This window comes from Paraburkholderia caffeinilytica (genome assembly GCF_003368325.1).
GTDB classification, from domain to species: Bacteria; Pseudomonadota; Gammaproteobacteria; order Burkholderiales; family Burkholderiaceae; genus Paraburkholderia; species Paraburkholderia caffeinilytica.
The window spans coordinates 3,773,866-3,799,590 of sequence record NZ_CP031467.1 but is presented as its reverse complement, the minus strand read 5'-3'; the positions used below and the strand labels follow the sequence as shown (position 1 = coordinate 3,799,590).

Below are 25,725 nucleotides of genomic sequence, written 5' to 3'. Positions count from 1 at the left end.
TTCTCAAACATCAAAGAATGCACACGTCTTCCTCAGCCCAACGCCTTTTGGACCGCGATTTGGGCCAACGTGCCCAGCCACTTTGCCCTTACTTTTACACCGACAAGATCTCGCCCTCCTTGAACTCCGTGGGGATGCTAAGCGTTCCGTCGCTCACCAAACCGGTGAAGAACAACGTTAGCCATTCACGACTCAGTGGATCGAACCTGTGGTTAAGTCGTTCGAGTTGCGACAGCGTTCGGTCGTGCTTCAGCGTAATCGCACGTTTCTCCCGATTGGCCCAGAAATAGCCAAGGGATATATCGCGGTCGCGTGTCTGGTTGTGTGGCCGGAAGACGTCGGCGAACGTTTCGAACCGGGTCTGCGTGAATTTAGCGCCGATGGCTTCGAGCGCGGCCAGAATGTCGACAATTGGGATTTGCCACGGACTGTCAACATGAAACGTGTGTCCCGTCAGTGACGCATTGACAGACAACCTGACAATGCCGCCGACCACCAAATCGACCGGACTCAGTGCGATGTCCTCGCCTAGATTGAGCGGCCGTTCACCGACTTTCAGAACCGCGCGCAGAAATTGAACAAAGCGGTTGTCGCTGCCGTTGCGCTGAAAGCGTCCACTCTGCGAGTGTCCGGATACATTGCCAGTGCGGTAGATGTAACCGTTTCCGCCGTGAGCGATGAACGCGTTGACCAGCTGTTCCGCTTTGAATTTCGAGCGCTCGTAGTCGTTGAGGAAGTCCTGACCTACATCGAGCGATTCTTCGTCGAACGTGACCGGATCGCCGCCCGGATTGAATCCGCACACGGCAAGGGTCGACATGTAGTGCAGGTCCTTTTGTCGGCCATTGCGCGCGAGTTCGATCATCCGACGCGTGCCGTCCACGTTTTGCCGTTTCAACGTCGATTCGTCGGCAAACAGACGGGTGTCGGCGGCGAAGTGATAGATCGCTTCGATCTCGCGTTCGAGCTTCGCATAGTCCGATGCCGCGAGTCCGAGATTGTCGCTTTCGAGGTCGCCGGACAGCACCGTATAGCGCGTCGAGAACGCGTTCAGTTCGGCTTGCGGGAAATACCATTTGAACGTTTCCTGCAAGCGCTGCAATGCGCCGACTCCGGCCTTTTCGCGGACCAGGCAGAACACGTGCGATTGCGTCGTAGTCAGCAGTTCGTGTAACGCGTAGATGCCGAGGTAGCCGCTTGCGCCGGTCAGCAGCACACTCGCATAGTCGCGAGTCGTCTTCGGCGCGGACGCGATCCAACCGAGTGAGGCCGGTGCATAGGCGAGCAGGCCCGAACTGCTGCCCCGTTCGACGACGACCTTTGCTTCGCCGCAGGAAAGCCCCGCCGCCTTCAGCAATGTGTCGTGGAGTCGCACAAGGAGATTCTCGATCACATCGCGGCTGTGGGTCGCGCCGTTGAACGACAGATCGACGAGCAACTGGCCATCCAGAATTCGCGCGGTGAGTTTCAGGTCGTGCGTGCGTTCGTTTTCCGGTCCGCGAGCGATGCCGGTCGAGTAGCGCGACGGTTTGAGCGGCAATCCCGGATCGCGCGCGAAATTGAATTCACCGAGGTAGTTGTAGCAGACCGCTGGCACCGGTTCGCCGCCCCATTCGCCGACCAGTTCGTCGCGCAGCAAACCATAAGCGACGCCGAGATTGGGCACCGCCGACAATGCGTCGTGGACCTGCACGACGCTTCGCCTCAAATCGGCGTGGGCGCTGTCGAGCACCAGCGGATAGCTGGACGTGAACCAACCGGCCGTGCGTGATACGTCGATGTCGTCGTCGAAGCTGACCCGTCCGTGGCTTTCCACTTCGACAAGCGTTTTGCGCGGCGCGCCGTCTTGTGCATCGTGCAAAACGTGCAGAAACGCGGCGATCAGCACGTGATGCAACGGCACGCTGAAAATCGCCGGCAATTCGAGCGACAACGCTTGCGTCTCCTCACCCGAGAATCGCAGCCAACCGGTTTCGGCTAACTCTTCCGTACCCAGTGACGACGTCTCTGACACCTGAGCGCCGGCCAGTTTGCCGGGCAAGCCGCGCCAGAAGCTCGCATCGGCTCCCCACGCCGCGCGGCGCTGCGACAGATGATCGACCCACGCGGGGAACGGCGTATTCGCCGGCGTTGCCGGTATGGCTTGAGCCGTCTCGATGGCGCGATACAGACGCGTCAGGTCGGCGACGATCACGCGCCACGAAATCACGTCGATTGACAGATGATGCGCGACAAGCAATAGCTGGTGCGGACCGTTGGCGCGCGTGAACAGATGCACCGCGAACACGCGGCCACCGTCGAGACTCAGTGTGGTTTGATAAACCTGCGCTGCAGTGCGGATCAACGTGTCGATTGCTTCGTCTTCGTCCAGCGCGTCCACCGACGACGTACCGACTACCGGACGCGTATCCGATGCCTGCATCGCCCATTTGCCGTCGGCCTGCCAGTAACGCGCACGCAACAACGGATGCCACTCGCGCAACACACCTACTGCTTTTCGCAAGATATCGATTGAAAGCGGGCGATCCGACTCGAGCAGAATCGACTGGTTGTAGTGATCCGGCTGCGCGAAGTGCTTCGAGAAAAATGCTTGCTGTGCGGTGGAGAATTGCTGAGCCACGGCGCCGGTAGTCCATACCTGTTCCGCGCCCGCCGGTTTCTTTTCTTCGGCGCCGATCAGGGCGACGAGCGCGTCGACCGTCGGTTTCCGCAGGAATGCATTGGCCGACACGCGATAGCCTTTGCCCTGCAATTCGGCGATCACCTGAATCGCATCCAGCGAATCGCCGCCCAACTCGAAGAAATCGTCCTGGTCGGTGAAATCGCCGTGCCCTAATGTTCCCTGCCAGACCGCGCGAATCATGTAGGTGACGGAATCGGATTGTGCAGACGGCGATTGCGGAATCGGGTTCACGGTTGAACCCGTCAGACGCTGTTCGATGGTTTTTTTCAATTCAGCTAGATTCGTCTTGCCGTTCGCGTTGCGCGGAAACCCATCGAATGCTTCCAGCCATTTCGGAATCATGTAATGCGGCAAGATCTCGCGCAAACGGTCCTTCAGCGTCGGCGTCAGCGTGTCACACGGCGCAATCGCCGCCGCAATACCCGTCTTCCCATTGATGTCGAGAAGGAATGCCGCAGCGCCTTCGACGCCCGGCAACGAGCGCAGTGCGCTCTCCACGTGCTCCAGCTCCACGCGATAACCATTGACCTTGACCTGCCGGTCGATCCGGCCGAGAAACTCGACTACGCCGTTCTCGTCGATATTGACCAGATCGCCGGTTTTATAGAAGCGGTGCGGTCCGTCCACATTCGTGACGAAGCCGTCTTTCGTGGCCATGGGATTGCGCAGATATCCCGGCGATACCGAAGGTCCGCCGATATATAGCTCACCCATTGCGCCGGCTTCGTGGAATGCGCCGTCCTCGGAACGGACCAGCGCGCGCGTCTGTCCCAGCGGCAGTCCGACAGGAACCGTCTTCGAGGTCAACGCTTGCACGGCGTCGGCATCGCGCATCCGGTTCGCCATCACGCCGACCGTAGTTTCGGTCGGCCCGTAATGATTCACCAGATTCTGCACCACGCCGGACCTGAGCGTATCGGCGGCAAGCCCCGGATTTAGCGCCTCGCCTCCCAACACAAGATGTTCGAGCTTCCACGCACCGCGTGCGCGAGTCGAGAATGCGTTGAAAACCGCACGCCAGTGAGACGGCGTGATCTTCAGAAATCGAATGTCGTGATGCGCGAGATAATCGGCCAATTCGCCTGGATCCTTGCGCATATGATTACCGATCAGATGCAGCGTGCCGCCCGTATATAACGACAGCATCAATGACGTATTACCGAGATCGGCCGCGAGCGTGCTCACGTGTGCGTACGACAGCGGCGTGTCGATCGTCAACCGCTCGCGAATCGCGGTGACGTAATGCTCGACGTTCCGATGAGTAATCATCACGCCTTTCGGTACACCGGTCGATCCGGATGTGAAGAGTACGTAAGCGAGGTCGTCGATTTTGACTTCGGGTAACGGGGATTTCGCATCGGCGGCGGATCGCGACGACGGCAGAACGGCAATGTTGAAGCCGTGTCCGGCCAGTAACTTTTCCCCGGCTTCATCAGTCAGCACGAGTGCCGGTGCAATAGCTTTCAGCCGATGGGCGTGTTCTTCGGCGTTGCCTTCGTTTTCGACTACCGTGTATGCCATCCCCCCGTACATCGCGCCGAGTATCGATGCCAGCGCGTCGACGGTTCGCCCCAGAAAAACTGCAACCAGTTGTCCTTGCGCCAGTCCGGCATCGATCACCACGGACGCAATCCCGGCACTACGTTCCTTCAGTTCCGAATAACTCAACGCTTCAGCGCCTGCTACGACGGCCGCACGATCAGGACTGACGGCAGCATGCAGCAGAATTTGATTGAGTAGCATGTCTCACCTCGGTGAAATCTGGATGGCCCGACGCAGCCGGCAGCAAGTGCCTCGCTTGATTCGCTTCGAGCGTACGAGCGCGTCCTGCGCCTGGAGGAGCACCGCCAGGCAAGGAGCGTCTTTTGAAAATGCGTGAACGGGTGATGCAGACCGGCTGTTACACGGTTAGCAGCCCTTCCTGAACAAAGACGGCGCGGGTCTCGGGATGGGCCAGAATGCCGTTGCGATCGAGCAGCTTCACCAGATTGGCGATCGTCACGTCGATATAGCTCTTCGCGGCGGCCGAATAACGCTCATCCGTGTCCTGCAATACCGTGTCGATCTCGTCGGCAGTGAGATCCAGTTGCGACAGCACGTCGCGATCGAATTGGCGTTCGAAATCGGCGGCGAGATAGTCGCGCAGGTAGTTCGGCAGGAAACTGCCGATGAGTTTCTGGTCGTCCGTGCCGACGGTTTTCCAGTAATCCTTCAGCATCCTCGCGAAGTAATTCGCGTGCCGGCCTTCGTCCGAAACGTGGTCCGTCATCACTTTCGTGAACGTGACCGTCGCTTCCTTCTCCTTGCCGATACTGAGCAGGTCTTTCGTCAGCGTATGCTCAGCCAGGCACGTCGCCAGCAGCTGGAAAGTGCCGTGCAACGACCTCGGCAATGCTTCGTAACCGCGGTGGACGGCGTCGAGATTGCCGTTCGTCTGCGGAACGGAAAGCGGTTCGATACCGGTGTTTGCCTTCAGCTGGATGATGAAATCGAGCGCGACGTACGCGTGATATCCCTCGTCGATCACGATCGTGATCGCTTCGCGCTTATCCTCTTCGGGAACGTCGGTGCCGATTTCGCCATTGATGATCTTCAGCGAGCAATCGATAACGAAGCGCGTTTCCAGCAGGCCGATCTCATACATGTACTTGTACGTGGATTGCGCAAGCACATAAGAGATCGCTTCTTGCCCCAGCTTTTCGACGAGCGGATGAGCCGCGAGCAATTGTCGCGACGGCGGAAAGATATTCTCTTCCGCGATATTTTGCGGAACGTAGATTCGCGGCGCGTTGCGCACGGTGGCGCCGGCGTACCAGCGCGAAACGGGATCAACGACGGACTTATCGGTTACCTCAGCGACTGCATTCATGGTTTATCTCGAGCTATGGGTTAGCGATACGGGTTGATGGTTTCAGGCGGGTACGGACTCGCTGCGCAGCGCATGCAAGGTCTGAACCGCTTCGCGAGCGAAGCGCTCGAGATCCTCGTGCGTGTGCGCCGCCGATAAAAATATCGGCTCTTCGAGCGACGGCGGCAGAAGGAAGCCCTTCTCGCGCATCTGGATGTGGAACTGCTCGAACAACTTGTAGTCCTGCGTCTTAACGTCCCGATAGCTGAGCAGCGGCTCGGCGCTGTCGCGGAACGCGAGACCCAGCAACGCACCGTGCCGGCTCACCACAAACGGAATACCGTGTTCAGCGAAACCCGCTCGTAGCAGACCTTCGACGAAAGCGCCTTTCTCTTCAAGCGCTTCGTAGAAGCCGGGCTTGCCCAGCAGATCCAGCGCCGCGTTGCCGGCTGCGACTGTCAGCGGATTCGCGGCAAAGGTGCCGGACTGGAATACGTTCCGACCCAGCGCGACGTGATCGAGAAACTCGGCCTTGCCGGCGAATGCGCCGACTGGCGTGCCGCCGCCGATGATCTTTCCGAACGTCACAAGATCCGGCTTCACGCCGAATGCCGTGCAGACCGCGCCGAACCGAAAGCGGAATCCCGTCACCACTTCGTCGAAAATCAGCAGCGCACCGTGCTGATCGCACAGTTCGCGCAGAAGCCGGTGGAATTGCGGTTTCGATTTGACGAAGCCCATATTCGTGGCGTGCGGCTCGACCAGCACGGCGGCAATCGACGCGCCATGCGTTTCAAACGCTGCGGCGACTTCCTGCTCGTCGTTGTATTCGACGATCAAAACGTCGCGATTCAGCTGATCGCTGATGCCCTTCGACACGCCTTTGGCATTGCCGGCCCCACTCAACAGATTGGCCGGATTAGCCAGCAAGGCGTCCGAATGGCCGTGGTACGAGCCGCGAAACTTCAGAAGCAGATTGCGGCCCGTATGGCTGCGGGCAATTCGCGCCGCGGTCATGACGGCTTCCGTGCCGCTGCACACGAAACGGATTCGCTCGATCTCAGGCGTGCTCGCGACAATCCGTTCGGCAAGGCGGTACTCGCCCTCGGTGGACAGCCCATATACGGGGCCGCGTGCCGCTTGCTCCGAGATCGCGCTGACGATTTCGTCGGGCGCATGTCCAAGCAGCAGCGCGCCGAACGCGTTGAGAAAATCCACGTACGAGCGACCGTCTGCATCGACGATCCGGGATCCTTTGGCCGACACGGCGCAAATCGGATTGCGTCCGACCTGGGCAAATGCCCGCATCGGCGAACTCACACCGTCGGGAATGACCTTGCGTCCACGCTCGAACAGCGCGGCAGAGCGATTCTGACTATCCATTAGAACCTCTGAAAATTTGAGTTGGGATAACGCGCCCACCGTACCTGCCATCGAGAAAATTTCAGTCAGATCCATATTTTCAGGTAGACGGGTCTGTACATAATATTCGCCAAACTTCGATTGTCAATCCCCCTCTATGGAATTTATTTAGCTGTAAAAGAACTTAGACAGTTTTGTTAAACCCCGTAATTTATGAGTGTTTTCTATTGTTACTGGTTTTATAAGCAGCCACTAAATAATGTTTTTGTAAGAAAAATAATCTTGCGAACAGGTAGTACGGTCTGTATATTTTGCGACGAAAAGAACGGTCGGTTTGGCGATTAAGGATCGCGACTCGGAATGAGACATGCGCACAGCAATAGTGCGAGAGAAGCGTTGATGAAGGTGATCCACCACTATGGAAAGTTCAGCATAACGATTCAAATGTGCCGCCCTGAGAGAGCGCGGAGTATTGCGCGGATGCTCGACGCGCCACCATAACCAGGAGTGACAGCCTTGACACAGACCGTTCTTACTATTATCGGCATGGGCCCACGGGGAATCAGCGTACTGGAGCGAATCGCTCATCACGTTCGTTCCCAATCACTGAATCAGAAGCTCGTTGTGAATCTCGTCGATCCTGGCGAATGCGGACAAGGCACTCACTCGGCCCGGCAACCACATCATCTGCTGACCAACACGCTGGCCAATCAGGTTACGATTTTCCCGCCGGACACCGCGGCCACGCGCGCCGGCGGGCTTTCGTTCGGCGAATGGGCGCGGATAGCCGGATACCGGAAGTTCGGCAGCGCCTGCTATCCGACCGGCGAAACCGCCGGCGAGGAAATCAATGACCAGCATTACTTGCCCCGCCACCTGCTCGGGCAATACTTCACATGGGCGTTCGACCGGATCGCTGAATCATTGCCCGCCAACGTCGAGCTAATTCATCAACGTCATCGCGCGGTTGGTGTTGAAAGAGGCACAGACGAGCGTCATATCGTTCATCTGAGCGGCGGCTTCAAGGTGGAATCCGATTTCGTTATTCTGACCACCGGCCATGGAAAACGGCGCAAGGACAAAGACGATCTGCGATTCGAGGATTTTGTCCAGTCTTCGTCATTCAAGAACAGCAATCTCGCGTTTTTCCCACACGCTTACCCAATCGATCAACTGGAACGCGTATCTCCCGACGCCACCGTTGCAATACAAGGCTTTGGACTCACCGCTCACGATGTTTTATCCCATCTGACGACGGGGCGCGGCGGCGCTTTCGTCGAAAATCAGCAGGGACTCGAATATCGCAAGTCGGGCCGCGAACCCAGGATACTGATGTATTCGCGTAAAAGTCTGCCATTTTCAGGCCGTGCGATAAATCAGAAGAGTGTCGACGGCCGATATCAGGCGCGCTTTTTCACGGTGGAAGCGGTTGCAGAACTTCGTAATCACGCACTGATTACACGTGGGACGCCGCAAATCGATTTCGTCGATGAAATACTGCCGCTCGTGAAGAAAGACATGGCACGCGCACGTAGAATCGCGCTGGATGGACAAAGTCCTGACGACGCCAAATGGAGTCCGGACGCCTCCGACCTCGCCGCGATCGACAAGATTCTCGATCCTCTGCACGACGCGAGCTTCGACAACTTCCTGGCGTTCGAGACGTTCTTTCGCGATTTTCTGCTGGACGACCTCGCTGAAATCGACAAGGGCAACGTACACGGTCCGGTGAAAGCTGCAACGGACGTGCTCCGCGATCTGCGGGAGACTTTCCGGTTGGCGGCCGAGTACACGGGATTCACCGCCGAGTCGCACAAGGTTTTCGCAGGCGAATTCGTACAGACGTTGAATCGCATCGTGTTCGGCCCTCCGCGACATCGGAACGCGGAGCTCGTTGCATTGCTACACGCGGGTGTCGTCGAGCTCGCGGGCGGCCCGCGTGCAACAACCGATGTCGATCCAGCCAGCGCGAAGTTCGTAATCGACACGCGGTTTGGCGAAACGGTGGAACGCCGGTCGGCGGATGTGCTGGTGTTGTCGCGTATCGACGTGTTCAGTCCGCTCAATGACGGATCGGCGTTGATGCAAAACCTGCTGCAGAGCGGTTCGATCCGGCCGTACTACAACGGCGAATACCATCCGGGCGGAATCGACATCGACCAGAACAACAACGTAGTGGACCGGGACGGCCGCAGTCAGCCGGATTTCTGGGCAATCGGCTATCTGGTCGAGGGGCCGCATTACTACACGCAGGAATTGCCGAGGCCCGGCCGATATTCCCGCCTCACCAGGGACGCCGACGTGTGCATCAGCAGACTGTTCGAATTGATCTCTTCGCAAGCGGTGTCGAGTAACGACGCACCGACGCAACCTGCCGAAGACGAACGCCTCCTAGATGCAGCATATAAGTAAGGCGGCACAAGCGCATCGCCAACCTCATCTCAACGGAGAAGAAAACCTTGAAACTATATTCGTTTCATCGCTCGACAGCGTCATTCCGGGTACGTATCGCGCTGCACTTCAAGGGCATTCCATTCGACACGGAAGCCGTTCACCTGCAGCGCGGCGACGGGGAGCAGCATGCGGAGGCGTACCGGAGTCTGAATCCGCAACGGCTACTTCCGACTCTGATCGATGGAGAAAGCGTGCTGACGCAGTCGCTTGCGATCTGCGAATATCTGGAGGAGACGCGTCCGTCGCCGGCTTTGCTGCCGGCGGGCGCCTCTGCGAAGGCGCGCGTTCGCGGATTGGCAGCCGCGTTAGCGGCGGATATTCATCCCCTGCATACCATTCGCGTGACGCAATATCTGGCGCACGCCTTCGATATCGGCGAAAAAGAAAGGCTCGAGTGGACCCGGCACTGGATCCACGACGGATTAACCGCGATAGAAGAGCAGTTGTCGAAGTCGCCGGCCACCGGCATTTATTCGCATGGCGACTCGATTACACTCGCGGACGTCTTTCTAGTTCCACAAGTCCTGTCGGCCAAAGCCTACGGCGTCGATCTCGAGCATCTCGCCCATATCACGCGAATCACCACGCGTTGCCTCCAACATCCCGCATTCGACGCAGCGCTGCCGGTCAATCAGCCCGACGCGACCTGACTCTGGGCACCAGAATTCGCCGCGACTGAAACGACAGGCTAGTGGGAGGCCGCGGCCTTCGCCGCTACGCGCGAGCCGCAGCCGGTTTCGGCACCCGACGTGGAGCGGATTTTCCGGTGGCTTCGTCGCTCTTCGGCAGCAGCTTGGAGAAAATCTCCCATGCGGCCATTGCGCTGTCCGAGCGGCCAGAAACCTGCGTCGCCACCGTTGCCCCGTCGATCAGCATCATCAATTGGCGAGACAGTGGTTCAGCCTCTGTGCTGACGGCCTCGCTCAGTATGGCGGCAAAATAGGCCTGCATGCTCGACTTGTGCTCGGACGCGGTGCGAAGTATTTCGCCGCTGTCCTGACCATACTCAGACACCGCATTGACAAACATACAACCGTTGAATTCCGCACATTTAAGCCGGCGATCAAGCCATTGAAAGATCGCCTGCACGCGATTTCGGGCGCCCTTGCTGCGCGTCACGAACGCTGCGAGAGACTCCCTCGTCCGCCGATCGCGCTCCCTCAGCACTTCGACAACCAGATCGTCTTTAGAGCGGAAATGCTTGTACATTGTCATTTTCGCGACGCCCGACTCAGCAATGATCCGGTCGATACCGACAGCGCGATATCCATGAAGCTCAAATAGACGCAATGCCGTCTCTATGATGTCCTGCCTTTTCTGTAGCATAAAGCAACCTCCAGCGATGCTGCTCAGTACGTCAAAACCGCGTACGTACGTGACCGCGACAACAGATGTACCCTATTTCGCATAATATATACGGACCTGTCCGTATAAGCAATTCAAAAAAATACCATGCAGGTGCCCATAGCACCCGCAGTGTTCCCAGTGAATCGCAACATTCACTTCTTGACTGCCTGTTTGCGCGCACGCGCACGCAGGTACGCATTGTTGAAAATCAGCGCCGCACCCGTCATGCATGCGCCGACAATCTGCATATTCGTCGGAATGACACCTTCGATCGACGACACGATGAACGTCGTAATCGGCACCACGTCCATGAAGAGCACCCCGTTCAAGGGCGTAAGAATCTTGTTGCCGAGATTCCAGCACAGAATGCCACCGAAGCCGGCGATGATGCCCATGTAGACGAGGTGCGGAGCAATGGCGACAAGATCCGCGCTGCGCGGAACCGGGATCGCGTGCAGCGCGAACAATACCAGGTTGACCGCGACAATCGTGGTCAGTCCCAGCCACGTCGTCACGGTGGTGTACTTGAACGCCGACCACTTTGGGAAAAACATTGCGCTGAACGTGTAGATCACCCAGCACAGCGCGCCGAGCACGATGAGAGCATTGGCCGAATAGCTTTGCGGTTCGCTTAGCAGGCCGCCGATATTGCCTTTCGTGACGACCAGCGCGACGCCGCAGAAGGACATCAGAATGAAGAGAAACGAGTACAAGGGCGGCAAAATGCGGCGCACAATCGAATTGACAAGGAGGCCAAGCATCGGCTGAGTCGCCATCATGATCGATGCGGTAAGCGCGCCGTCACGTCCGGCGAGCTGCTGCCCCAGAAAGACGAAGAATCCAAAACCGGCAAAGCCGATAGAACCGAGAAACCAGGCAAACCATACGCGCTCACCCTTCAGATTTAGCGCCTGACGCCCTTCTCTCGCGACTAGCAGCGCGAGAAAGGCGGTCCCGGCGACGAGATAGCGCAACGAAGTGAATGTGAAAGGATCGATGCGGGTCAGCGCACTCGTCATGACCGGAAACATGATCCCGAAAGACAGTGTCGCAAGCAGGCAGAAAATAACGCCCCGGGAATATGAGGACCAGGCACTGGACTTCTCAACAGCGGCCGAGGCGGCTGTCGCATGATTCGTAGTTGACACGGCGGTGCTCCCATTCAGTTGTGAGACGTTCCTTTCCGCCGCGGCGTACAGGAACGGATAACGGCCGCTAGTCCACCAGCAGGCCGGACTGGTGCGATTGCGTGAGGCCAAACTGCGAGAAGACTTCTTCGGTGTGCTGTCCCAACGTCGGCGGATTACGGATAGGCATGCGCGACGACACATCGCGCCATGGCATGCCCGGCACGGCGACGCGATTGCCGCTGCCCGGCGGATACTCGAGGTCGATTAGCGTTTGCCGCTGCGTTAGGTGCGGATCGGCAAGGATTTCGGGAACGGAATTGACCGGCGCCGCGGGCAAACCAAGTGCAAGAAAACGCTCGATCCAGTATTCGGCCGGTTGCAAAACGAGAATCCGTTGAAGGTCGTCACCCAACAGGACACGGTGTTCGTTACGCGACTCCTGGGTTTGATAACGCGTATCCGCACCAAGCGCCGAGAATTCACTGATCGAGCACAACTGGCGCCATCGTTTCTGATTGGCCAGCGATACCACGATATCGCGCGTTTGCGTACGGAACGACGTGTACGGTGACATCAACTCATGCGCATTTCCATGCCGCTTCGGTTCAACACCGGACATCTGATACGCGACGATCGGTTGCGCAAGCATCGTTATCAATACGTCCAGCATGCTGATGTCAAGCATCCGGTCGCTTTTCATTCCGCGCGCGCGGCCGAGTAAGGCACCCAGTACGCTGAATGCTGCGGCAAATCCCCCCAGCAAGTCCGCAACCGGAACGGCTGCCTTCACCGGGCGACCGTCGGGATCGCCATTAAGCGACATCAGTCCGCTCATCGCCTGGATGATCAGATCCATCGCGCCGTGTTTCGCGAGCGGACCGTGCTGCCCGTAGCCAGAAATCGCGCAATAGATCAAATCCGGATTGATAGTCTTCAGCACCGACTCTTCGATACCGAAGCGCTTCATCGTCCCGGGCCGGAAGTTTTCAACGACGACGTCAGCGTGAGCCGCGAGTTTGAGTATCTGTTGGCGTCCTTCGTCGGTATGCAGATCGATGGCGACGCTGCGTTTATTCCGGTTGAACCCAACGTATGCGGCACCGCACTCCTCGACGAACGGCGGCCCCCAGCGACGCGTTTCGTCGCCGGTTTCCGGCAGTTCGATTTTGATCACATCCGCGCCGAGGTCGCCAAGCACCATCGTGCAAAACGGGCCGGCTATCGCACGGCACAAGTCGAGTACAACTACTCCTCTGAGCGGCCCATGTTCCATCGTTTCCTTCCCCTGTAAATGACGCGTCCATCCGTTCGGCCGCGCACATCCGGATCAGCGAGATCGATACGCCAATGCGCATGAACCAGCCGTTGATCGCATCCTAGAATAGACAAGTCTGTCTGTCTAGTTTAATCTTCGGATTTAACGAAGCACCGTGCTTTTACGCAGCATCGACGCACTGGCATCACCCGAAGAAGAGGAATGAATGACGGTATCCGTATTGACGGTTCCAGGCCTGTACAACTCCGGCCCGGATCATTGGCAGTCCAGATGGGAAATGGAATTCGAAGGTGTCAGACGTGTGAATCAGAAAAACTGGCACACTCCTGACGTTGCTGAATGGATCGCCGCATTGGATGCGGAGATCGAGCGCACCGGAGACGACATCGTTCTCGCCGCACATAGCCTTGCGTGTTGCATGACAGCGAAATGGGCTGCTCAGACAAAACGCCGCATTCGTGGCGCCTTGCTTGTCGCGCCGACTGATACCGAAGCGCTGACATTTCCGGCCGGCACGCATGGCTTTGCACCGATGCCCATCACAAAACTCCCCTTTCCGTCGATCGTCGTGATGGGTTCGGCCGACCGCTTCATTTCCGTCGAGCGAGGCACATTTCTCGCGAAGATGTGGGGAAGCGTACTTGTCGTTTTGCCCGGCGCCGGTCATCTGGGGTCCGACAACCAACTCGGCACATGGCCGTACGGAATACAGCTGCTTTCGCAGCTCACCGGCAGTAGCGGCCCGGTTCGAAAGCCAACGCATACCCGGGAATGAAAAGGCAATTCCGGCGAAAGCTTTCCGGATGAAAACGCAAGGGAAATATCTATACCATTGGCCGATCGCAGACCCGCATCCTTTGCACCAGGGCTCGTTCACATCGTGGCGTTGCCCGCCTACGTTTCGTGGTGAGGCGGCTCAACGTCACCGTTAATGTAGATGTGGTCCGTGCCAGCGACGCGCGACCGCAAAACCAGGCAAGGAGCAGTTGGCGGGAGACTGGCCGCCCGTCCTTGCCCCGCCAGAACCGGCGCCGCGAAGGTGTGCTGGCGCATTTTTTGCGCCCTTCCAACCCTGATAACGCCACCCTTCAAGGTTGCGTTTATTGGCGCATAGGCGCTGTGATAACCCGCGTTGAACGAAACCGCTGACGCGGTAGCAGGTGGTCGGCCGGCGGCGGCGTCTTCGATACCGTTCATGGCGTGTGTCCCCTCCGGTGGGACGATGGCAGTGCAGTTTGCTGCCTCGTCCCTTCTGAGCGGAGTCGGTCTCGAGATGCCACAGCGCGCACATACGAGACTGGCGTTGCCGGTCTCTGGATACATCATCACCCAACGTAATCGAGTCGCAATCTCGCGGTCCATCGCTTCATTTTAGTTGAAACGATGTCTGCGAATCACACACAAAAGCATCGGTAGGATTTGCCCATGCTGGTGGCTGGGATCCCATCAACCATTCCTTTGCGGCAAAATCCTTTCCCCCTGTAACGTCACACACATGGCACGCGAATCACCGCCTGCAGGCTCCTGCCGGTGCCCCGAAAGGCAGATACCCCCTCCCGAGCCATCGACGCGTACCGCGCACCGCCCCGGCCGCTGGTAGAATTTCTCGATCAGAAAGCCGCCCCAGAGCATCGTGCATCATGGAATACCGCGTGAGTTATGAGCACAGTCTGGCAAGCTCGCCCGATGACTTCATCGCGCGCGTCGCCTCGCAACTGGTCGACAATGTTCCTGCAAACATTCCGCGCGCCCTGCTCCCTGAATTCATTGCGGACATGATCCTGGAACGCTCGCCCCAGATCGGTAGAATCCGGTACATGAGGATCCTGTAGGCCCTCCAAGCTGTGCTCGTCTCCTGCGCGACACCCGTCGCGTCGTACTGGCGGTATGTCATTACGACTGTGTCGCTGGCGTGAAAATAATTGCATCGCTTGAAAAAGGAAATTTGCCGGGGCACTCTATCCCGGCTGCCTGATCCAGTTCCTCCGCTCAGCAACCGTACCGACCATGCCCTTGAAGAACGATTCCGATACTGTTGCGCGGACGCCAGCCGATACCACACGTCGTCGCAAGCGGTTCGCTGTTCGCCGGTCACCGGTTCACGGCAGGGGTGTATTCGCCGCGCGCGCACTTGCCGCGGGCGAACAGGTATGTGAATACAGGGGCGAGCGTATTCTCTGGGACGAGGCGTTGCTCCGTCACCCCCGCGATCCTGTGCATCCGGACCATACCTTCTATTTCGACATCGGCGACGGCACCGTCATAGACGGTGCCGTGGGCGGCAACAGCGCCCGGTGGATCAATCATGCGTGCCGCCCCAACTGCGAAGCGGAAGATCGCAATGGCCGGATATTCATACAGACCGTGCGACCGATACGAATCGGCGAAGAGCTCAGCATCGACTACGCGCTTTTCGTGGAAGGCCGGTACACCCGTCAGTTGCGGCAGCGGTACGCCTGCCACTGCGGCTCGCCGGACTGCCGGGGAACCATGCTGGCCGAACGCAGATGGCGGCTCAAGGTGACGCCAGAGTCAACGTCTGCGCCAGACCGGGTCGCTGACGGCGCGAATTCGGGCGCGGCGCCACTGACAGCCGCCCCCATTGTCGAAAGACTGTCCCAGGACGCGCTGGTCGTTGCGTAGCATTCAGGAAGGCCCTCGGCGACTAGCCGCGCGGAAATCTACGCGGCGCGTTCGATGGTGCTCGACGCCGCGACAACAACGAAGATGTGTCGACGGAAGCTTCGTGCTGCAAGCTCTTCGCCTCCGAGATGTGCGATCGTGTCGCGGACCGCGCGGTGCAGATTCACGGCGGTGCGGGCTATGTTTCCGAGTACGCGATAGAACGATTTTACCGTGATGTTCGCCTCTTCCGTATTTACGAAGGCACGACGCAAATCCAGCAACTGGCAATCGCGAGAAACATGATTCGCGACACCGACCGGCAATACCTTACCGAAGAATTATTCGCCATATTGTCAAAAAAACAGAGTGTTTTTATCAAATTACATAAATTAGTTATACGAACATAAACACATATTTTTGACGCGATTTTTTTTATTCAAACTGAGGAGACTATGAAATCAGCGATCTTCAAATCTGCCACGTGTGCGGCCTGTTCGCTAGGCACCGCGTCTGTGTTTGGACAAAGCAGCGTAACCCTTTACGGGTTGATTGATGCAGGCTTGAACTATACGACCAATGTGCAAACCGGCCGGAGCGGAGGGGCATTGGTTGGCCACTCGCAATACTCCTTTCAAGACGGCGTGAGCGGCGGCCAGAACGGCAGTCGTTGGGGACTGCTTGGAAGCGAGGATCTCGGCGGCGGGCTAAGCGCCATCTTCAGGCTCGAAAGTGGATTTGCCATCAACACAGGGGCACTGGGACAGGGAGGCGCCGGAGTCGGTCGCCAGGCTTACGTCGGACTCAAGTCGAACGCGGGTACCGTGACATTGGGCAGACAATACGATTCCGTCGCTACGACCGTCGGACCATTTTCTGCAGCCGCGCAATGGGGTGGCTACATGAGTTCCCATGCGGGCGACGTCGACAACCTCCTGAATACCCGGCGCATCAATAACACGATCAAATATTCGAGTCCCGACTATCACGGATTGTCGGTGACCGGCTTGTATAGCTTCGGGGGCGTGCCGGGTAGCGTCGGCAGGAACCAGGTATGGTCGGCCGGGGTTGGCTACGCGAACGGTCACTTATCGGCAGGCGCCGCGTACCTTAATGCGCGAACACCAAATTTCGGCTTCTACGGAACCAACCCGTCGGCAGGGACAACGCTAACAAGCAACAACATTGGCTCGTCGGGAAGTGCGACGACAGCCGAGTCAAACCCGATATATGCCGGCTACGCGTCCGCCAGTACGGTTCAGATCGCGGCGGCCGGCGCTGCCTATCAATTCGGTGCCGCAACGCTTGGAGCCACATATTCAAACACCCAGTTTCGCGGCTTGGGCAACACAAGTGCGTCGGGACCGAATCCGCTCGGTTACCGCGGTAATGCCACATTTAACAGCGCTGAAGCGAACTTGAAATACCAGGTAACGCCGTCCTTTCTGCTCGGCGTCGCCTATAGCTATACGCGCAATTCTGGAGCAGATGAACGTTCCGGCGCAACGTATCAGCAAGGTTCGATGGGCGCAGACTACTCCCTGTCCAAGCGAACGGACGTATATGCGATCGTTGTCTATCAACACGTTGCCGGCACGGATTCGCTGAATCAACCAGCCGTCGCGTACATCACGGGCCAGACACCTTCGGCTAACAACCATCAAACCGCCGCTCGTCTTGGCATGCGACACCGATTCTGAAGTTGCAGAACGCGCCGCCTCCTCCCCGCGAATCAGTCGGGTCAGCGGCGCACCCTGCTTAATCGGTTAGATTAACGCAATCAACTAGAACCGGGCTCGCATTGCTCATCGATGAGTCGCTGGCGTTTCACCGACGGTTGCCGAGTGTTGGATGGAACATTTATGCGCTACGCCGTCAAGGCATTGGCCTCGGCGCGATACTTGCCCTTCATGGGATGTGAAAACACGAGTCAGCTCATCGTTCGCGGCTAAAAGCGATACCCCACTGACAGGAATGTCACAATGGGATTGATGGTCACTTTGGCTCGGCTCGTTATCGTGCCGAGCGCCGACTGCGTCGTCAGGGTGGCATGGGTGGCCAGCCAGATGTACGACACAGACAAGCCGGCGGACCAATGGGCGTTAAAGTTGTATGTGAAGCCCGCGTTGACGATAGGCGCGAACGAACTGCTTAGCCGCGCCGTGGTCGGTCCTTCCAGCGCGCTGCCGTACGTTGGCGAGTTTAGGAATTGACCGGACTGCGTCGTATTACTCAGTCTGACCTGGCTGAACCAGACGTACGTAACCCCTAATCCCAGGTATGGTCTGATACGCGCATCCGGTAAGCCGAAATGGTATTGAGCGATAACCGCCGGACTCCAGGTGCGCGCACTGCCGATCTTGCCGAAGCTGGCGATCGTTCCAGTGCCGTATAGATCTAACGTGGGTGGAACACCAAGTATGGTTTCCATGGCAATGTGATCGGTGACGAAGTAAGTTGCCGTGAGGCCAAAGGTATCCGAACTCCCCACGGATGAGCCGGTCCCAGTTTCCACGGCCGTATTTCCCAGTGCAGAGACGGAAATTGGCTGACTGGAACTCTGCGGGGCGATATGAAGCCATCCCGTGTTGAGAACCAGTTGTCCGGCGGATTGCGCGAATGAAATCTGGCAGGTCGCGGCCCACAGCAGGACGGTTAGGATAATTCGTTTCAAAGTCGTCTCCATTAAGTAGTTCTACTATGTTTATATGAAGCGGGATAAGGCTGAATGCGATTGATGCAACATCGAATCAGCGCTCGGTTCGAGGCGATCCGATGTTGGTGCGCACTGGGATCAGTTCAGTTTGACCCTGTCAGAAGACTCCGGTCCGATGGAACGCCGCGCGTCTTCGAGCAGCGCCGGGTCATGGGCATTGATGATGGACAGATCAGACGAACCTGTTGCATACAGCTCCGAGAGCCGCTCGTGGTTAGCCTTGACACGTGCCCAGTCGTGGGCGATCAGACGCTCCATGAGCGTCAGTGAAAGCGGCGCGCCGCCCGTGCCGTCAATCTGGCCATGGTGGTAGAACGCATCTCCGACGTGCAGAATCCAGCGATCGCCAGCATCGATCGCATACGCCGCATGCCCGCGCGTGTGTCCAGGTAGACTGACAAGGACAATGCCGTCGGCGACTTCGGACAGCGGTGTGGCAGCAGCGAAGCCACGCCACGACTCCGACTGGCGAGGTGTGTGCTCGACGAGGTACGGGCCGTGCTCGCGCGCCGCGGGCAGGTATCGGCCGCGTTCGACGAGCGTCTTTGGATGCTGTGCCGCGAATGCCTCGGCCGACGTCAGGTGTACGGACGCCCACGGAAAGTCAGCCAGCCCGCCAACGTGATCGGCATCGAAATGGGTCAGCAGGATATGCCGCACGTCGTGCGGATCGAACCCCATGCGCTCCACCTGCACGATCGCCGCTTCTCGCGCGTCGAACACGGGCCGCACAAAGGCGCGTGACGGCCCAAACCGTCGACCGGGTTGGGAGGCATCCAGCAATCCCAGACCCGAGTCGATGAGTACGAGCCCACCCGGAGTTTCGAGAAGCAGGACATGGCAAACGAGCCCGCACGGCGCACCGATCGGGTGCATCGTGCCGCAATTGAGGTGATGGATCTTCATGTCCGATAATCCTTTCGCAATCAGCGTGCCGCGAGCATCGCCGGGTCAATGACAGTGACGGGGTTCGAGCCGTCCCAGTGTGCGGCCGCCTTCTTCACATAGTCGAACAGCGCTGCCTTGGCACCTCCGAGGTCAGAGATTTCGACGCACGTACCCGCGTGATGCTCGGTCTCGAGATAAGCGAAGCGGCCGGTCGGACCTCCAAGCTGCCCCTCCTGACCGACGCTGAAGCCTGCGGCCAATGCCCGCTCGTAGAGCGACTGATAGTCCTTCGACCAATAGGCGAAATGCTGTAGCCCCTCGCGTCCTGCTTCGAGGAAGTCGCGATACATGGACGGCTCGTCATTGACCGGCGATATGATCTCGATCTGAATGTCGCCACTGTTCGCCACCGCAACGTCCATCGCCATGTCGCTTGGCGCTCCCTTGTACGTGAAGTTCTCCGGTTTTACCCCACGCAGCAGGAACCATGGGCCGATGCCGCACCGAGTGAATCCCTCGATTGAGGCGTCGATGTCTCGCACGACGTAACCCAACTGGTTAATCGAGCCGAAGAAATTGTGAATCGGCGCACGGTTGACGGGACGCTCGGGCGCATCCCCGAAGGAGAGAAGGATCTTGCCGAGCGCGGCGTTATCCCGCAGGCGATTAGCGGCTGTCAGTGCCTCTTCGGCCGGGTAGATCGAATCGATCCGCGGCGTAAATTTCCCCGCAGCCACTGCAGGCATGACCTCGCCGTGCAGTGCCATGCAGACCTGCCCAAGCTCCTCGGACGTGCGGATGCTGAAGGTGGTCCCGATGAGCCGCTGCCGCCTGAACGACACAGCGTCCAGATCAAGATTCGCTGCCGCTCCGGCAAGGCGGCCAATGTTGACTATCGTCCCCTGGATTTTCGTCGCGGCCGGCAGGGACGCGAACAGCGCGCCACCCACGTGGTCGAGCGTCACGTCAACGCCCTTTCCGTCGGTTGCGGCGAGCACCAGATCGACAAGCGATTCCGTTGCCGTATTGATCGCGACGTCCGCGCCGGCCTCGAGGAGCGCCGAGCGCTTGGCCTCTGACGACGTCGTCGCAATGACGGTCGAGGCGCCCAGGACCTTGGCCAGCTGGATGGCCAGCAACCCGATCGACGTGGTCCCGCCGACGACGAGCACTGACTGACCCGCCGTGAACCCGGCTTGTGTGACGAGCGCGTCATTCTCCGTTGCGAGCGCGATAGGCAGGCAGGCGGCATCTTCGAACGTCATGCCGTCCGGGACCGGCAGCAGCATCCGGGGATCGCACAGCGCATAGTCCGCGAACGCCCCCATCGTGACTCCCATGACTCGCGTTCCGACCGGCATAGACGGAGCAAGCGGGCTCGATGTCTCGACGACACCAGCGAACTCCATGCCGGCGGGGTATACATCACCAGGCTTGAGCTTCGGGTTGTACGTTCCTTTCAGCATGTAGAGGTCGGCCCGGTTGAGGGCCGCCGCCATGATGCGGACACGGACGGCGCCGAGACTCAGGGCAGGGATGGCGGCGTCACGCTTGAGGACCCAGTCGGGTCCGGTGCCGCCGAAAAGGGCACGCATGGTCATGATCGGAAGTCCTTTTGAGTGTTGAAGATGCGGGTGTCGATGAGATGAATCCAGTGGTCTGGCTCAGTGCGCCAGGTCCGGGGGAATCGTTGTGAGCAGGCGGCGGTCAGGCTCGCCGGACATTTTTAGCAGCCCCCGCAGCGCTTTGATGGCGAGCAGCCAGTTCTTCGGATTCTTCAGGCCGGCGCCGCCAAGGAGCTGCTTGAGCATCGTCAGGGTGTCGAAGTAGATCCGCTCGATGATGAGGTTTTCGTTCTCGTCGAAGATGAAGAACGCTGTCATCCGCACGCGAAATCGGGATCCGGTAGGCGGGATTGCGCCCAGAGGACCGAGGTGTGTCCCAAGCAACCAGAACTCCGCGATAACCGCATCGTGGCTGTGCCGCAGCGAGATCAGTTCGTGGTCCTGGTCCGGGAAAGCAACGCGTGTGTCGTGATAGTAGCCGCGCACCTCCTTGTTACCGTCGTGAACCGTCACTGTCGCGATGATTTCGTAGTGCGGATGCGGGAAGGTCGCGAGAACGTCATCCCACTGCTGGAGGACTTCGTCGTTGAAGTGGTCGAGTACGAGTCTCTCGCGTGCGGCGAGGATCTCGGGCGTAGGCATCGTGCGTTGGCTCATGGAGATGTGCCCTCTTCAGGCAGAGTGAGTAATTGCAAAGTGGCGGAACGTTGGCGACGTCCCGGGGTTCGTCCACAGCGGGGTCAACTCACTTGAGGGGAAAAACTGGAGGAAGCGAGGATCGGCCTGGGCCCTGTCTGCAATGGTTTTTTCGAGAATGATCGAGTTGTACTGATCGGCTGTCGTCTCGATCGTGTTTGCATTGAGAATGACCTCCTGCTGCCACGACCGGCTCCACGAGGCCAGACCCGGAAGCCTGGAGTGCTCGGGCGTCAGACACTCGGCGGCAATGACATTTTCGCTGCTCACCCAGATTCCGGTTGAGGTGTTGAGCACGAGGCTCTGGTTGCCGAACACGTGCCCGGGCGTCTTGATGATCGCGACTCCCGGACCGAGCAGGACTGAGCCGTCGATGGGAAGAAACGCTTCGAGTGGCACGTCGCGGTAGGCGGCGGGTTGATACCACGGTGTCTGCAGCGGATGGAGATTCGCCATACCGAGAAGCTCGTCGCGCTGAACGATCACCTTCGCATTCGGAAAGATCGCTTCGGTGTGCTTGCCCAGATCGTCCTGGAATGCTGTCGTTCCGATCCAGCGGCGCAGATCCTGGGTGTGGAGGTGATCGAACAGAATGTAATCGACCTCCTCAGGTCTGATGCCAAGGCGCGTGAGGTGGCCGAGGACCGTACCGTGGATCGTGGTCACCATCTCCGCGACCGGCTTGGGCGTGCGACGAAGCAGCTCGGCAAAGTACGGCGTCTTGCGGCCGAGCTCGACATCACTCGGCTCGAACAGAAGGACGCGTGGGCGGCCATCACTGTCGTTCCAACGTATGACGAGCATCCGGTTCGTGATCGACAGAAACGGAGCGAGCGCCTTCGTCGCCCGGAAGAGACCAAACCGTGTCGGATAGGGAAGCGTGACGAGGTCGCACGTCACGACGCTCGCGGGCACACCGGATGTCGCGAACTCCGAACGGAAACGCAGCCCTGCCTCGCGGGCAGCACGCAATCGCGCACCCGGGCCGCCCTCTACGTCCCTATCGAGCGACCTGATCGGCTCGCCGACTGTCGGCAGGTCAGTGAGGGTGGCTGGCGTCCAGTTGAACGTTGGGGGGGCGTTGAGCAATGTCATCGCGGTCTCCTGAATCAGTCTTTATTTAATAAATCCACACCGTGGGTTTTTCACATAAAACCACGGCGTGGATTTAATTGTCAAGACGAGGCATACTCTAATTCATGACGACCAGATCAACCCCTCGCCCCCGCTTGCGCCCAACTGCCGCCCCGGCCCGCCGTGGGCGTCCTCCCGCCGGTTCATCCACGTTATCCCGGGATGCGATCGTGCAGGCCGCTGTCGAGGTCATCGATGCCGAGGGTATCGAAGCCGTGAGCTTGCGCTCTGTCGCACGCCGGCTTGGGGTAGACGCGAAGGCCCTCTACAACCACATCGAGAGCAAGGAAGCTCTCCTCGACGCCGTTGCGGGACAGGTCCTTTCCCGGATGGTCGTCCCCGCACTCGCGGGTGACCTGCGCACGGACCTCATGGCAATCGCGCATGCCTTCAGGATCGCCGCCCTCTCGTCACACCGGGAGGCCGCAGTACTCGTGCTCAGTCGGCCAGTTGAATCACTCGAAAATCTCGCCCCGCTTGAGGTAACGCTCGCAGCATTCATGGGCGCCGGCGCGGAGCCGGAATGGGCCGTGCACGCGGTACGGACTACGCTGGCCTATATGACCGGCACCTTGCTTCGCGAGGCATCAGCCGGCCTCACGCTCGGTGCCGACGACCCAGAGATCGCCGGTCCGCGGGAGGCAACGCTTGTCGAAACCGGTCTTCCCCACGTTGCACTTGCCGCGCCGTACCTTAGCCGGCTTGACCACGCCCGCGAGTTCGATTTCGGTATCAAGATCCTCATCGACGCATTCGTGCGTCAGTTGGAGCAATTGTCTTCGAGCAAACGGCAACGGTGATGCTCGGGTAGATGACGCGCACGACCACCGTGGTGCCCCCATGCGGATTTCCAGTTCAGCAAACGCCTCATGACAATGGGTGCACGGTCGTCAACGAAACACATCGTCGGTGTGTGCGATGGGCAGGTCGAACTATCCTCGATCCGGACCATGGCAAGGTTTACGGCGCAAAGATGGCTCTGTTGGAGAACGACAAGAATTTGAACGTGTACGTCCCATCGAAGTAGCCCTGTCAGGCAGGAAGCGGACCTGACTTTGCGAATAGCTTGTTGATGCTATGCAACGAAAACACGAATCGCATGAACAGAGAAAGTCCCTGACTCGAGAGCGCCTGCTCGCGGCAGCGCGAGAGGTATTCATCGAGAAAGGGTTTGCATCTGCAAGCGTGCAGGACATCGTCGAGGCCGCCGGCTACACGCGCGGCGCGTTTTACTCGAGCTTCGGCAACAAAGCGACCATACTGCTCGAGTTGCTGCGTCGTGATCACGATCGGACTCTCGCCCATCTACACGCGATCCAGCAATTGCACAGTACTCGCGCAGGAATTGAATCACGATGCGTCACGGACTGTTGCCGGTTTATCTACGACTCAGACTGTTTTCCACTGTGGGTCGACGCGATGTTACTCGCCATGCGTGAGACCCACATGAGGGACGACTTCAATGCATTGTGCGGCCAGAAACTTGAGCAGATCCGCGCTTATATTGGCATCCTGTCAAATCAGACTGGTATGCCGTTGGGCGCATCGGTAGAAAGTCTGGCACTCGGCCTGCTCAGCCTGTGCGAGGGGTTGCAGTTCCTCCGTTTATGCGATCCGGAAACCGTGAGCGACGAGGCAACGCAGGCGAATGTCGGTCGCTACTTGGGGGATGAACAGGGTAAGCGCAATGTCCTGTCATAAGCCTTGGAGTTAAAAAATTCTTGCGCTTATCCGTGAATCGACATAAACGAGCTACCGCTTGCGCTCGCGTACGACGAACGCTTGATCGAACTGCCGGGCTCGCTGCACTTCGTCACTGTGCAGATAGATCGACGAATGGCGCAGATTGTCGCGCACGATGATCAGCTCGGGGCCCTGGGCCGGCGCGTGTGACGCGTGCGTGTGCCGCATCCAATGCGGGCTCGCACGGCGCAGCTTCTCCGCCGTCGCGGGCCGCTCGTCCTGAATCGCGTCTGCGACCAGCACAAGGAACCGCCGTAACACGTGCCAGAGTCGCGTGCTTTCGATGCGTGCGCCGTCATCCTCGAGACTCGCGACAAGCGGCGTCGCTGAGTTCCAGCGAGCGGATCAGCAACCACTCATCTTCGAGAAGCCCGGCGGCACGTTCAATCCCGCACGCGGCGCATGGCGCTTGACCTTGAGGCCGGCGAATGGATTCGCGAGCACCTAGTGCTGCTCCACCAGCCAGCGAAACAGCGCCGGCAGGACGTTCAGTGCGTACGTTGGCGTAAGCCGGCGGAAACTCACCACTCCTGAGACGCCGTTCATCCGGCTGCGCGCCAACCCGAAGAGCTACGACTGTTGTACTAAGGCATAGGGCCCGCCACGCTTCAGCGCCCTGCGGTAGGCTGGCCGGGCATGGATGCGCTGCAGTAAGTCCTGCAGCCGCGGCCGCGAGGCGTCGAGCCCGCCGCCCAGCGCGGAAAGCTCGAGCGGGAAGCTCATCATCACGTCGGCGGCGCTGAACTCGTTTCCGGCGAGCCAGTCGCGGCCTTTCAGCTCGGCTTCCATGAAGTCGAGCTGACGCGACAGGTTGGGTGCAACCATGGCGGCCATCACCTTACTGGCGATGCCGCGCGCCACTGGCCTGACAAAAAAGGGCATGGGTGACGAGACGACGCGATCGAACACCATCTTCATCACCAGTGGTGGCATCGCCGTACCCTCGGCAAAGTGCAGCCAGTAGCGGTAGCGCAGCAGTTCGGGGGAGCCGGCAATCGGGCGCAGACGACCACCGGCCTGATCGACCAGGTATTCAACGATAGCACCGGTCTCGGCCACCGTAGCGTCGCCATCTGTGATGATCGGACTCTTGCGTAGCGGGTGCACTTTCAGCAACTCCGATGGCGCCTGCATCGTCTGCTTGTCGCGATCGTAACGCTGCACGTTATAAGGCAGACCGAGCTCTTCGAGCAACCACAGCACACGCTGGGAGCGTGAATTCTCGAGATGATGGACAGTAAGCATGCTCTATTCTTGCAAT

General features: G+C 58.9%; 20 protein-coding genes and 2 pseudogenes. 9 read left to right on the top strand and 13 right to left on the bottom strand.

The genetic code is table 11. The features are described from left to right. Positions 1-94: 94 nt before the first annotated feature. The 3 genes from DSC91_RS33210 to DSC91_RS33200 all read right to left on the bottom strand — a co-directional run bounded on the left by DSC91_RS33210 (position 95) and on the right by DSC91_RS33200 (position 6,914). A complete protein-coding gene (locus DSC91_RS33210) occupies positions 95-4,426 on the bottom strand; it encodes a non-ribosomal peptide synthetase (RefSeq protein WP_115782734.1) in 4,332 nt (1,443 codons plus the stop codon). 157 nt (positions 4,427-4,583) lie between these two features. Further along, the gene (locus DSC91_RS33205) at positions 4,584-5,552 is read right to left on the bottom strand and encodes a diiron oxygenase (protein WP_115782733.1); all 969 of its coding nucleotides are present in this window, start codon (positions 5,550-5,552) and stop codon (positions 4,584-4,586) included. A gap of 42 nt (positions 5,553-5,594) precedes the next feature. Beyond that, positions 5,595-6,914 carry an aspartate aminotransferase family protein gene (locus tag DSC91_RS33200; RefSeq protein ID WP_162831495.1) on the bottom strand — a complete coding sequence of 440 codons (1,320 nt, stop codon included), beginning with the start codon at positions 6,912-6,914 and terminating at the stop codon, positions 5,595-5,597. Positions 6,915-7,439: 525 nt separating this feature from the next. On the opposite strand from DSC91_RS33200, the gene DSC91_RS33195 reads away from it, so the two are divergent. Then, positions 7,440-9,305, top strand: a complete 1,866-nt coding sequence (locus DSC91_RS33195) for an FAD/NAD(P)-binding protein (RefSeq protein WP_115782731.1) — start codon at positions 7,440-7,442, stop codon at positions 9,303-9,305. A 47-nt stretch (positions 9,306-9,352) separates the two neighbouring features. Further along, positions 9,353-9,997 carry a maleylacetoacetate isomerase gene (maiA, locus tag DSC91_RS33190; RefSeq protein ID WP_115782730.1) on the top strand — a complete coding sequence of 215 codons (645 nt, stop codon included), beginning with the start codon at positions 9,353-9,355 and terminating at the stop codon, positions 9,995-9,997. 64 nt (positions 9,998-10,061) lie between these two features. Here maiA and DSC91_RS33185 read toward each other — a convergent pair whose 3' ends face one another. The 3 genes from DSC91_RS33185 to DSC91_RS33175 all read right to left on the bottom strand — a co-directional run bounded on the left by DSC91_RS33185 (position 10,062) and on the right by DSC91_RS33175 (position 13,097). Further along, positions 10,062-10,673 (bottom strand): TetR/AcrR family transcriptional regulator, encoded by a 612-nt coding sequence (locus DSC91_RS33185; protein WP_115782729.1) that lies wholly within the window; start codon positions 10,671-10,673, stop codon positions 10,062-10,064. Positions 10,674-10,846: 173 nt separating this feature from the next. Further along, entirely contained in the window at positions 10,847-11,842 is a 996-nt protein-coding gene (locus DSC91_RS33180; protein ID WP_268238801.1) for a DMT family transporter, read from the bottom strand. 67 nt (positions 11,843-11,909) lie between these two features. Next, complete coding sequence (locus DSC91_RS33175) at positions 11,910-13,097, bottom strand: CaiB/BaiF CoA transferase family protein (protein ID WP_115782727.1); 1,188 nt, start codon at positions 13,095-13,097, stop codon at positions 11,910-11,912. Positions 13,098-13,305: 208 nt separating this feature from the next. Between DSC91_RS33175 and DSC91_RS33170 the strand changes: the two genes are divergently transcribed. The 5 genes and pseudogenes from DSC91_RS33170 (at position 13,306) to DSC91_RS33145 (ending at position 17,422) form a co-directional block, all read left to right on the top strand. Continuing rightward, complete coding sequence (locus DSC91_RS33170; protein ID WP_115782726.1) at positions 13,306-13,875, top strand: RBBP9/YdeN family alpha/beta hydrolase; 570 nt, start codon at positions 13,306-13,308, stop codon at positions 13,873-13,875. An 865-nt stretch (positions 13,876-14,740) separates the two neighbouring features. Then, on the top strand, positions 14,741-14,932 hold the full coding sequence (locus DSC91_RS33160; protein WP_115782725.1) for a hypothetical protein: 192 nt from the start codon (positions 14,741-14,743) through the stop codon (positions 14,930-14,932). A gap of 175 nt (positions 14,933-15,107) precedes the next feature. Next, entirely contained in the window at positions 15,108-15,743 is a 636-nt protein-coding gene (locus tag DSC91_RS33155) for an SET domain-containing protein (RefSeq protein WP_115782724.1), read from the top strand. Positions 15,744-15,761: 18 nt separating this feature from the next. Next, positions 15,762-16,036, top strand: a pseudogene (locus DSC91_RS33150) (acyl-CoA dehydrogenase family protein); the annotation flags it as partial. Between the two features lie 141 nt (positions 16,037-16,177). Continuing rightward, the gene (locus tag DSC91_RS33145) at positions 16,178-17,422 is read left to right on the top strand and encodes a porin (protein ID WP_115782723.1); all 1,245 of its coding nucleotides are present in this window, start codon (positions 16,178-16,180) and stop codon (positions 17,420-17,422) included. 248 nt (positions 17,423-17,670) lie between these two features. Here DSC91_RS33145 and DSC91_RS33140 read toward each other — a convergent pair whose 3' ends face one another. From DSC91_RS33140 to DSC91_RS33120, 5 genes are all read right to left on the bottom strand, one after another. Then, on the bottom strand, positions 17,671-18,396 hold the full coding sequence (locus DSC91_RS33140) for an OmpW/AlkL family protein (RefSeq protein WP_229758105.1): 726 nt from the start codon (positions 18,394-18,396) through the stop codon (positions 17,671-17,673). Positions 18,397-18,516: 120 nt separating this feature from the next. Beyond that, on the bottom strand, positions 18,517-19,344 hold the full coding sequence (locus tag DSC91_RS33135) for an MBL fold metallo-hydrolase (RefSeq protein WP_115782721.1): 828 nt from the start codon (positions 19,342-19,344) through the stop codon (positions 18,517-18,519). A gap of 20 nt (positions 19,345-19,364) precedes the next feature. Continuing rightward, complete coding sequence (locus DSC91_RS33130) at positions 19,365-20,927, bottom strand: zinc-binding dehydrogenase (protein ID WP_115782720.1); 1,563 nt, start codon at positions 20,925-20,927, stop codon at positions 19,365-19,367. 63 nt (positions 20,928-20,990) lie between these two features. Further along, the gene (locus DSC91_RS33125; RefSeq protein ID WP_115782719.1) at positions 20,991-21,548 is read right to left on the bottom strand and encodes an ester cyclase; all 558 of its coding nucleotides are present in this window, start codon (positions 21,546-21,548) and stop codon (positions 20,991-20,993) included. 15 nt (positions 21,549-21,563) lie between these two features. Continuing rightward, positions 21,564-22,682 (bottom strand): MBL fold metallo-hydrolase, encoded by a 1,119-nt coding sequence (locus DSC91_RS33120; protein ID WP_115782718.1) that lies wholly within the window; start codon positions 22,680-22,682, stop codon positions 21,564-21,566. 209 nt (positions 22,683-22,891) lie between these two features. Between DSC91_RS33120 and DSC91_RS33115 the strand changes: the two genes are divergently transcribed. Further along, the gene (locus DSC91_RS33115) at positions 22,892-23,521 is read left to right on the top strand and encodes a TetR/AcrR family transcriptional regulator C-terminal domain-containing protein (protein WP_208645746.1); all 630 of its coding nucleotides are present in this window, start codon (positions 22,892-22,894) and stop codon (positions 23,519-23,521) included. Between the two features lie 277 nt (positions 23,522-23,798). Beyond that, complete coding sequence (locus tag DSC91_RS33105; RefSeq protein ID WP_115782715.1) at positions 23,799-24,422, top strand: TetR/AcrR family transcriptional regulator; 624 nt, start codon at positions 23,799-23,801, stop codon at positions 24,420-24,422. A gap of 51 nt (positions 24,423-24,473) precedes the next feature. Here the strand turns inward: DSC91_RS33105 and DSC91_RS33100 are convergent. Then, a pseudogene (locus tag DSC91_RS33100) lies at positions 24,474-24,803 on the bottom strand (integrase); the annotation flags it as partial. Positions 24,804-25,034: 231 nt separating this feature from the next. Next, a complete protein-coding gene (locus DSC91_RS33095; protein WP_115782714.1) occupies positions 25,035-25,709 on the bottom strand; it encodes a glutathione S-transferase in 675 nt (224 codons plus the stop codon). Between the last annotated feature and the right edge of the window lie 16 nt (positions 25,710-25,725).

What these genes read in the sequence shown, in the direction of transcription:
- DSC91_RS33200 (WP_162831495.1), bottom strand. Translation starts at nt 6,914, where the DNA reads ATGGATAGTCAGAATCGCTCTGCCGCGCTGTTCGAGCGTGGACGCAAG.
- DSC91_RS33175 (WP_115782727.1), bottom strand. Translation starts at nt 13,097, where the DNA reads ATGGAACATGGGCCGCTCAGAGGAGTAGTTGTACTCGACTTGTGCCGT.
- DSC91_RS33205 (WP_115782733.1), bottom strand. Translation starts at nt 5,552, where the DNA reads ATGAATGCAGTCGCTGAGGTAACCGATAAGTCCGTCGTTGATCCCGTT.
- DSC91_RS33135 (WP_115782721.1), bottom strand. Translation starts at nt 19,344, where the DNA reads ATGAAGATCCATCACCTCAATTGCGGCACGATGCACCCGATCGGTGCG.
- DSC91_RS33210 (WP_115782734.1), bottom strand. Translation starts at nt 4,426, where the DNA reads ATGCTACTCAATCAAATTCTGCTGCATGCTGCCGTCAGTCCTGATCGT.
- DSC91_RS33185 (WP_115782729.1), bottom strand. Translation starts at nt 10,673, where the DNA reads ATGCTACAGAAAAGGCAGGACATCATAGAGACGGCATTGCGTCTATTT.
- DSC91_RS33160 (WP_115782725.1), top strand. Translation starts at nt 14,741, where the DNA reads ATGGAATACCGCGTGAGTTATGAGCACAGTCTGGCAAGCTCGCCCGAT.
- DSC91_RS33170 (WP_115782726.1), top strand. Translation starts at nt 13,306, where the DNA reads ATGACGGTATCCGTATTGACGGTTCCAGGCCTGTACAACTCCGGCCCG.
- DSC91_RS33105 (WP_115782715.1), top strand. Translation starts at nt 23,799, where the DNA reads ATGCAACGAAAACACGAATCGCATGAACAGAGAAAGTCCCTGACTCGA.
- DSC91_RS33095 (WP_115782714.1), bottom strand. Translation starts at nt 25,709, where the DNA reads ATGCTTACTGTCCATCATCTCGAGAATTCACGCTCCCAGCGTGTGCTG.
- DSC91_RS33195 (WP_115782731.1), top strand. Translation starts at nt 7,440, where the DNA reads ATGGGCCCACGGGGAATCAGCGTACTGGAGCGAATCGCTCATCACGTT.
- DSC91_RS33120 (WP_115782718.1), bottom strand. Translation starts at nt 22,682, where the DNA reads ATGACATTGCTCAACGCCCCCCCAACGTTCAACTGGACGCCAGCCACC.
- DSC91_RS33130 (WP_115782720.1), bottom strand. Translation starts at nt 20,927, where the DNA reads ATGACCATGCGTGCCCTTTTCGGCGGCACCGGACCCGACTGGGTCCTC.
- DSC91_RS33125 (WP_115782719.1), bottom strand. Translation starts at nt 21,548, where the DNA reads ATGAGCCAACGCACGATGCCTACGCCCGAGATCCTCGCCGCACGCGAG.
- DSC91_RS33155 (WP_115782724.1), top strand. Translation starts at nt 15,108, where the DNA reads ATGCCCTTGAAGAACGATTCCGATACTGTTGCGCGGACGCCAGCCGAT.
- DSC91_RS33145 (WP_115782723.1), top strand. Translation starts at nt 16,178, where the DNA reads ATGAAATCAGCGATCTTCAAATCTGCCACGTGTGCGGCCTGTTCGCTA.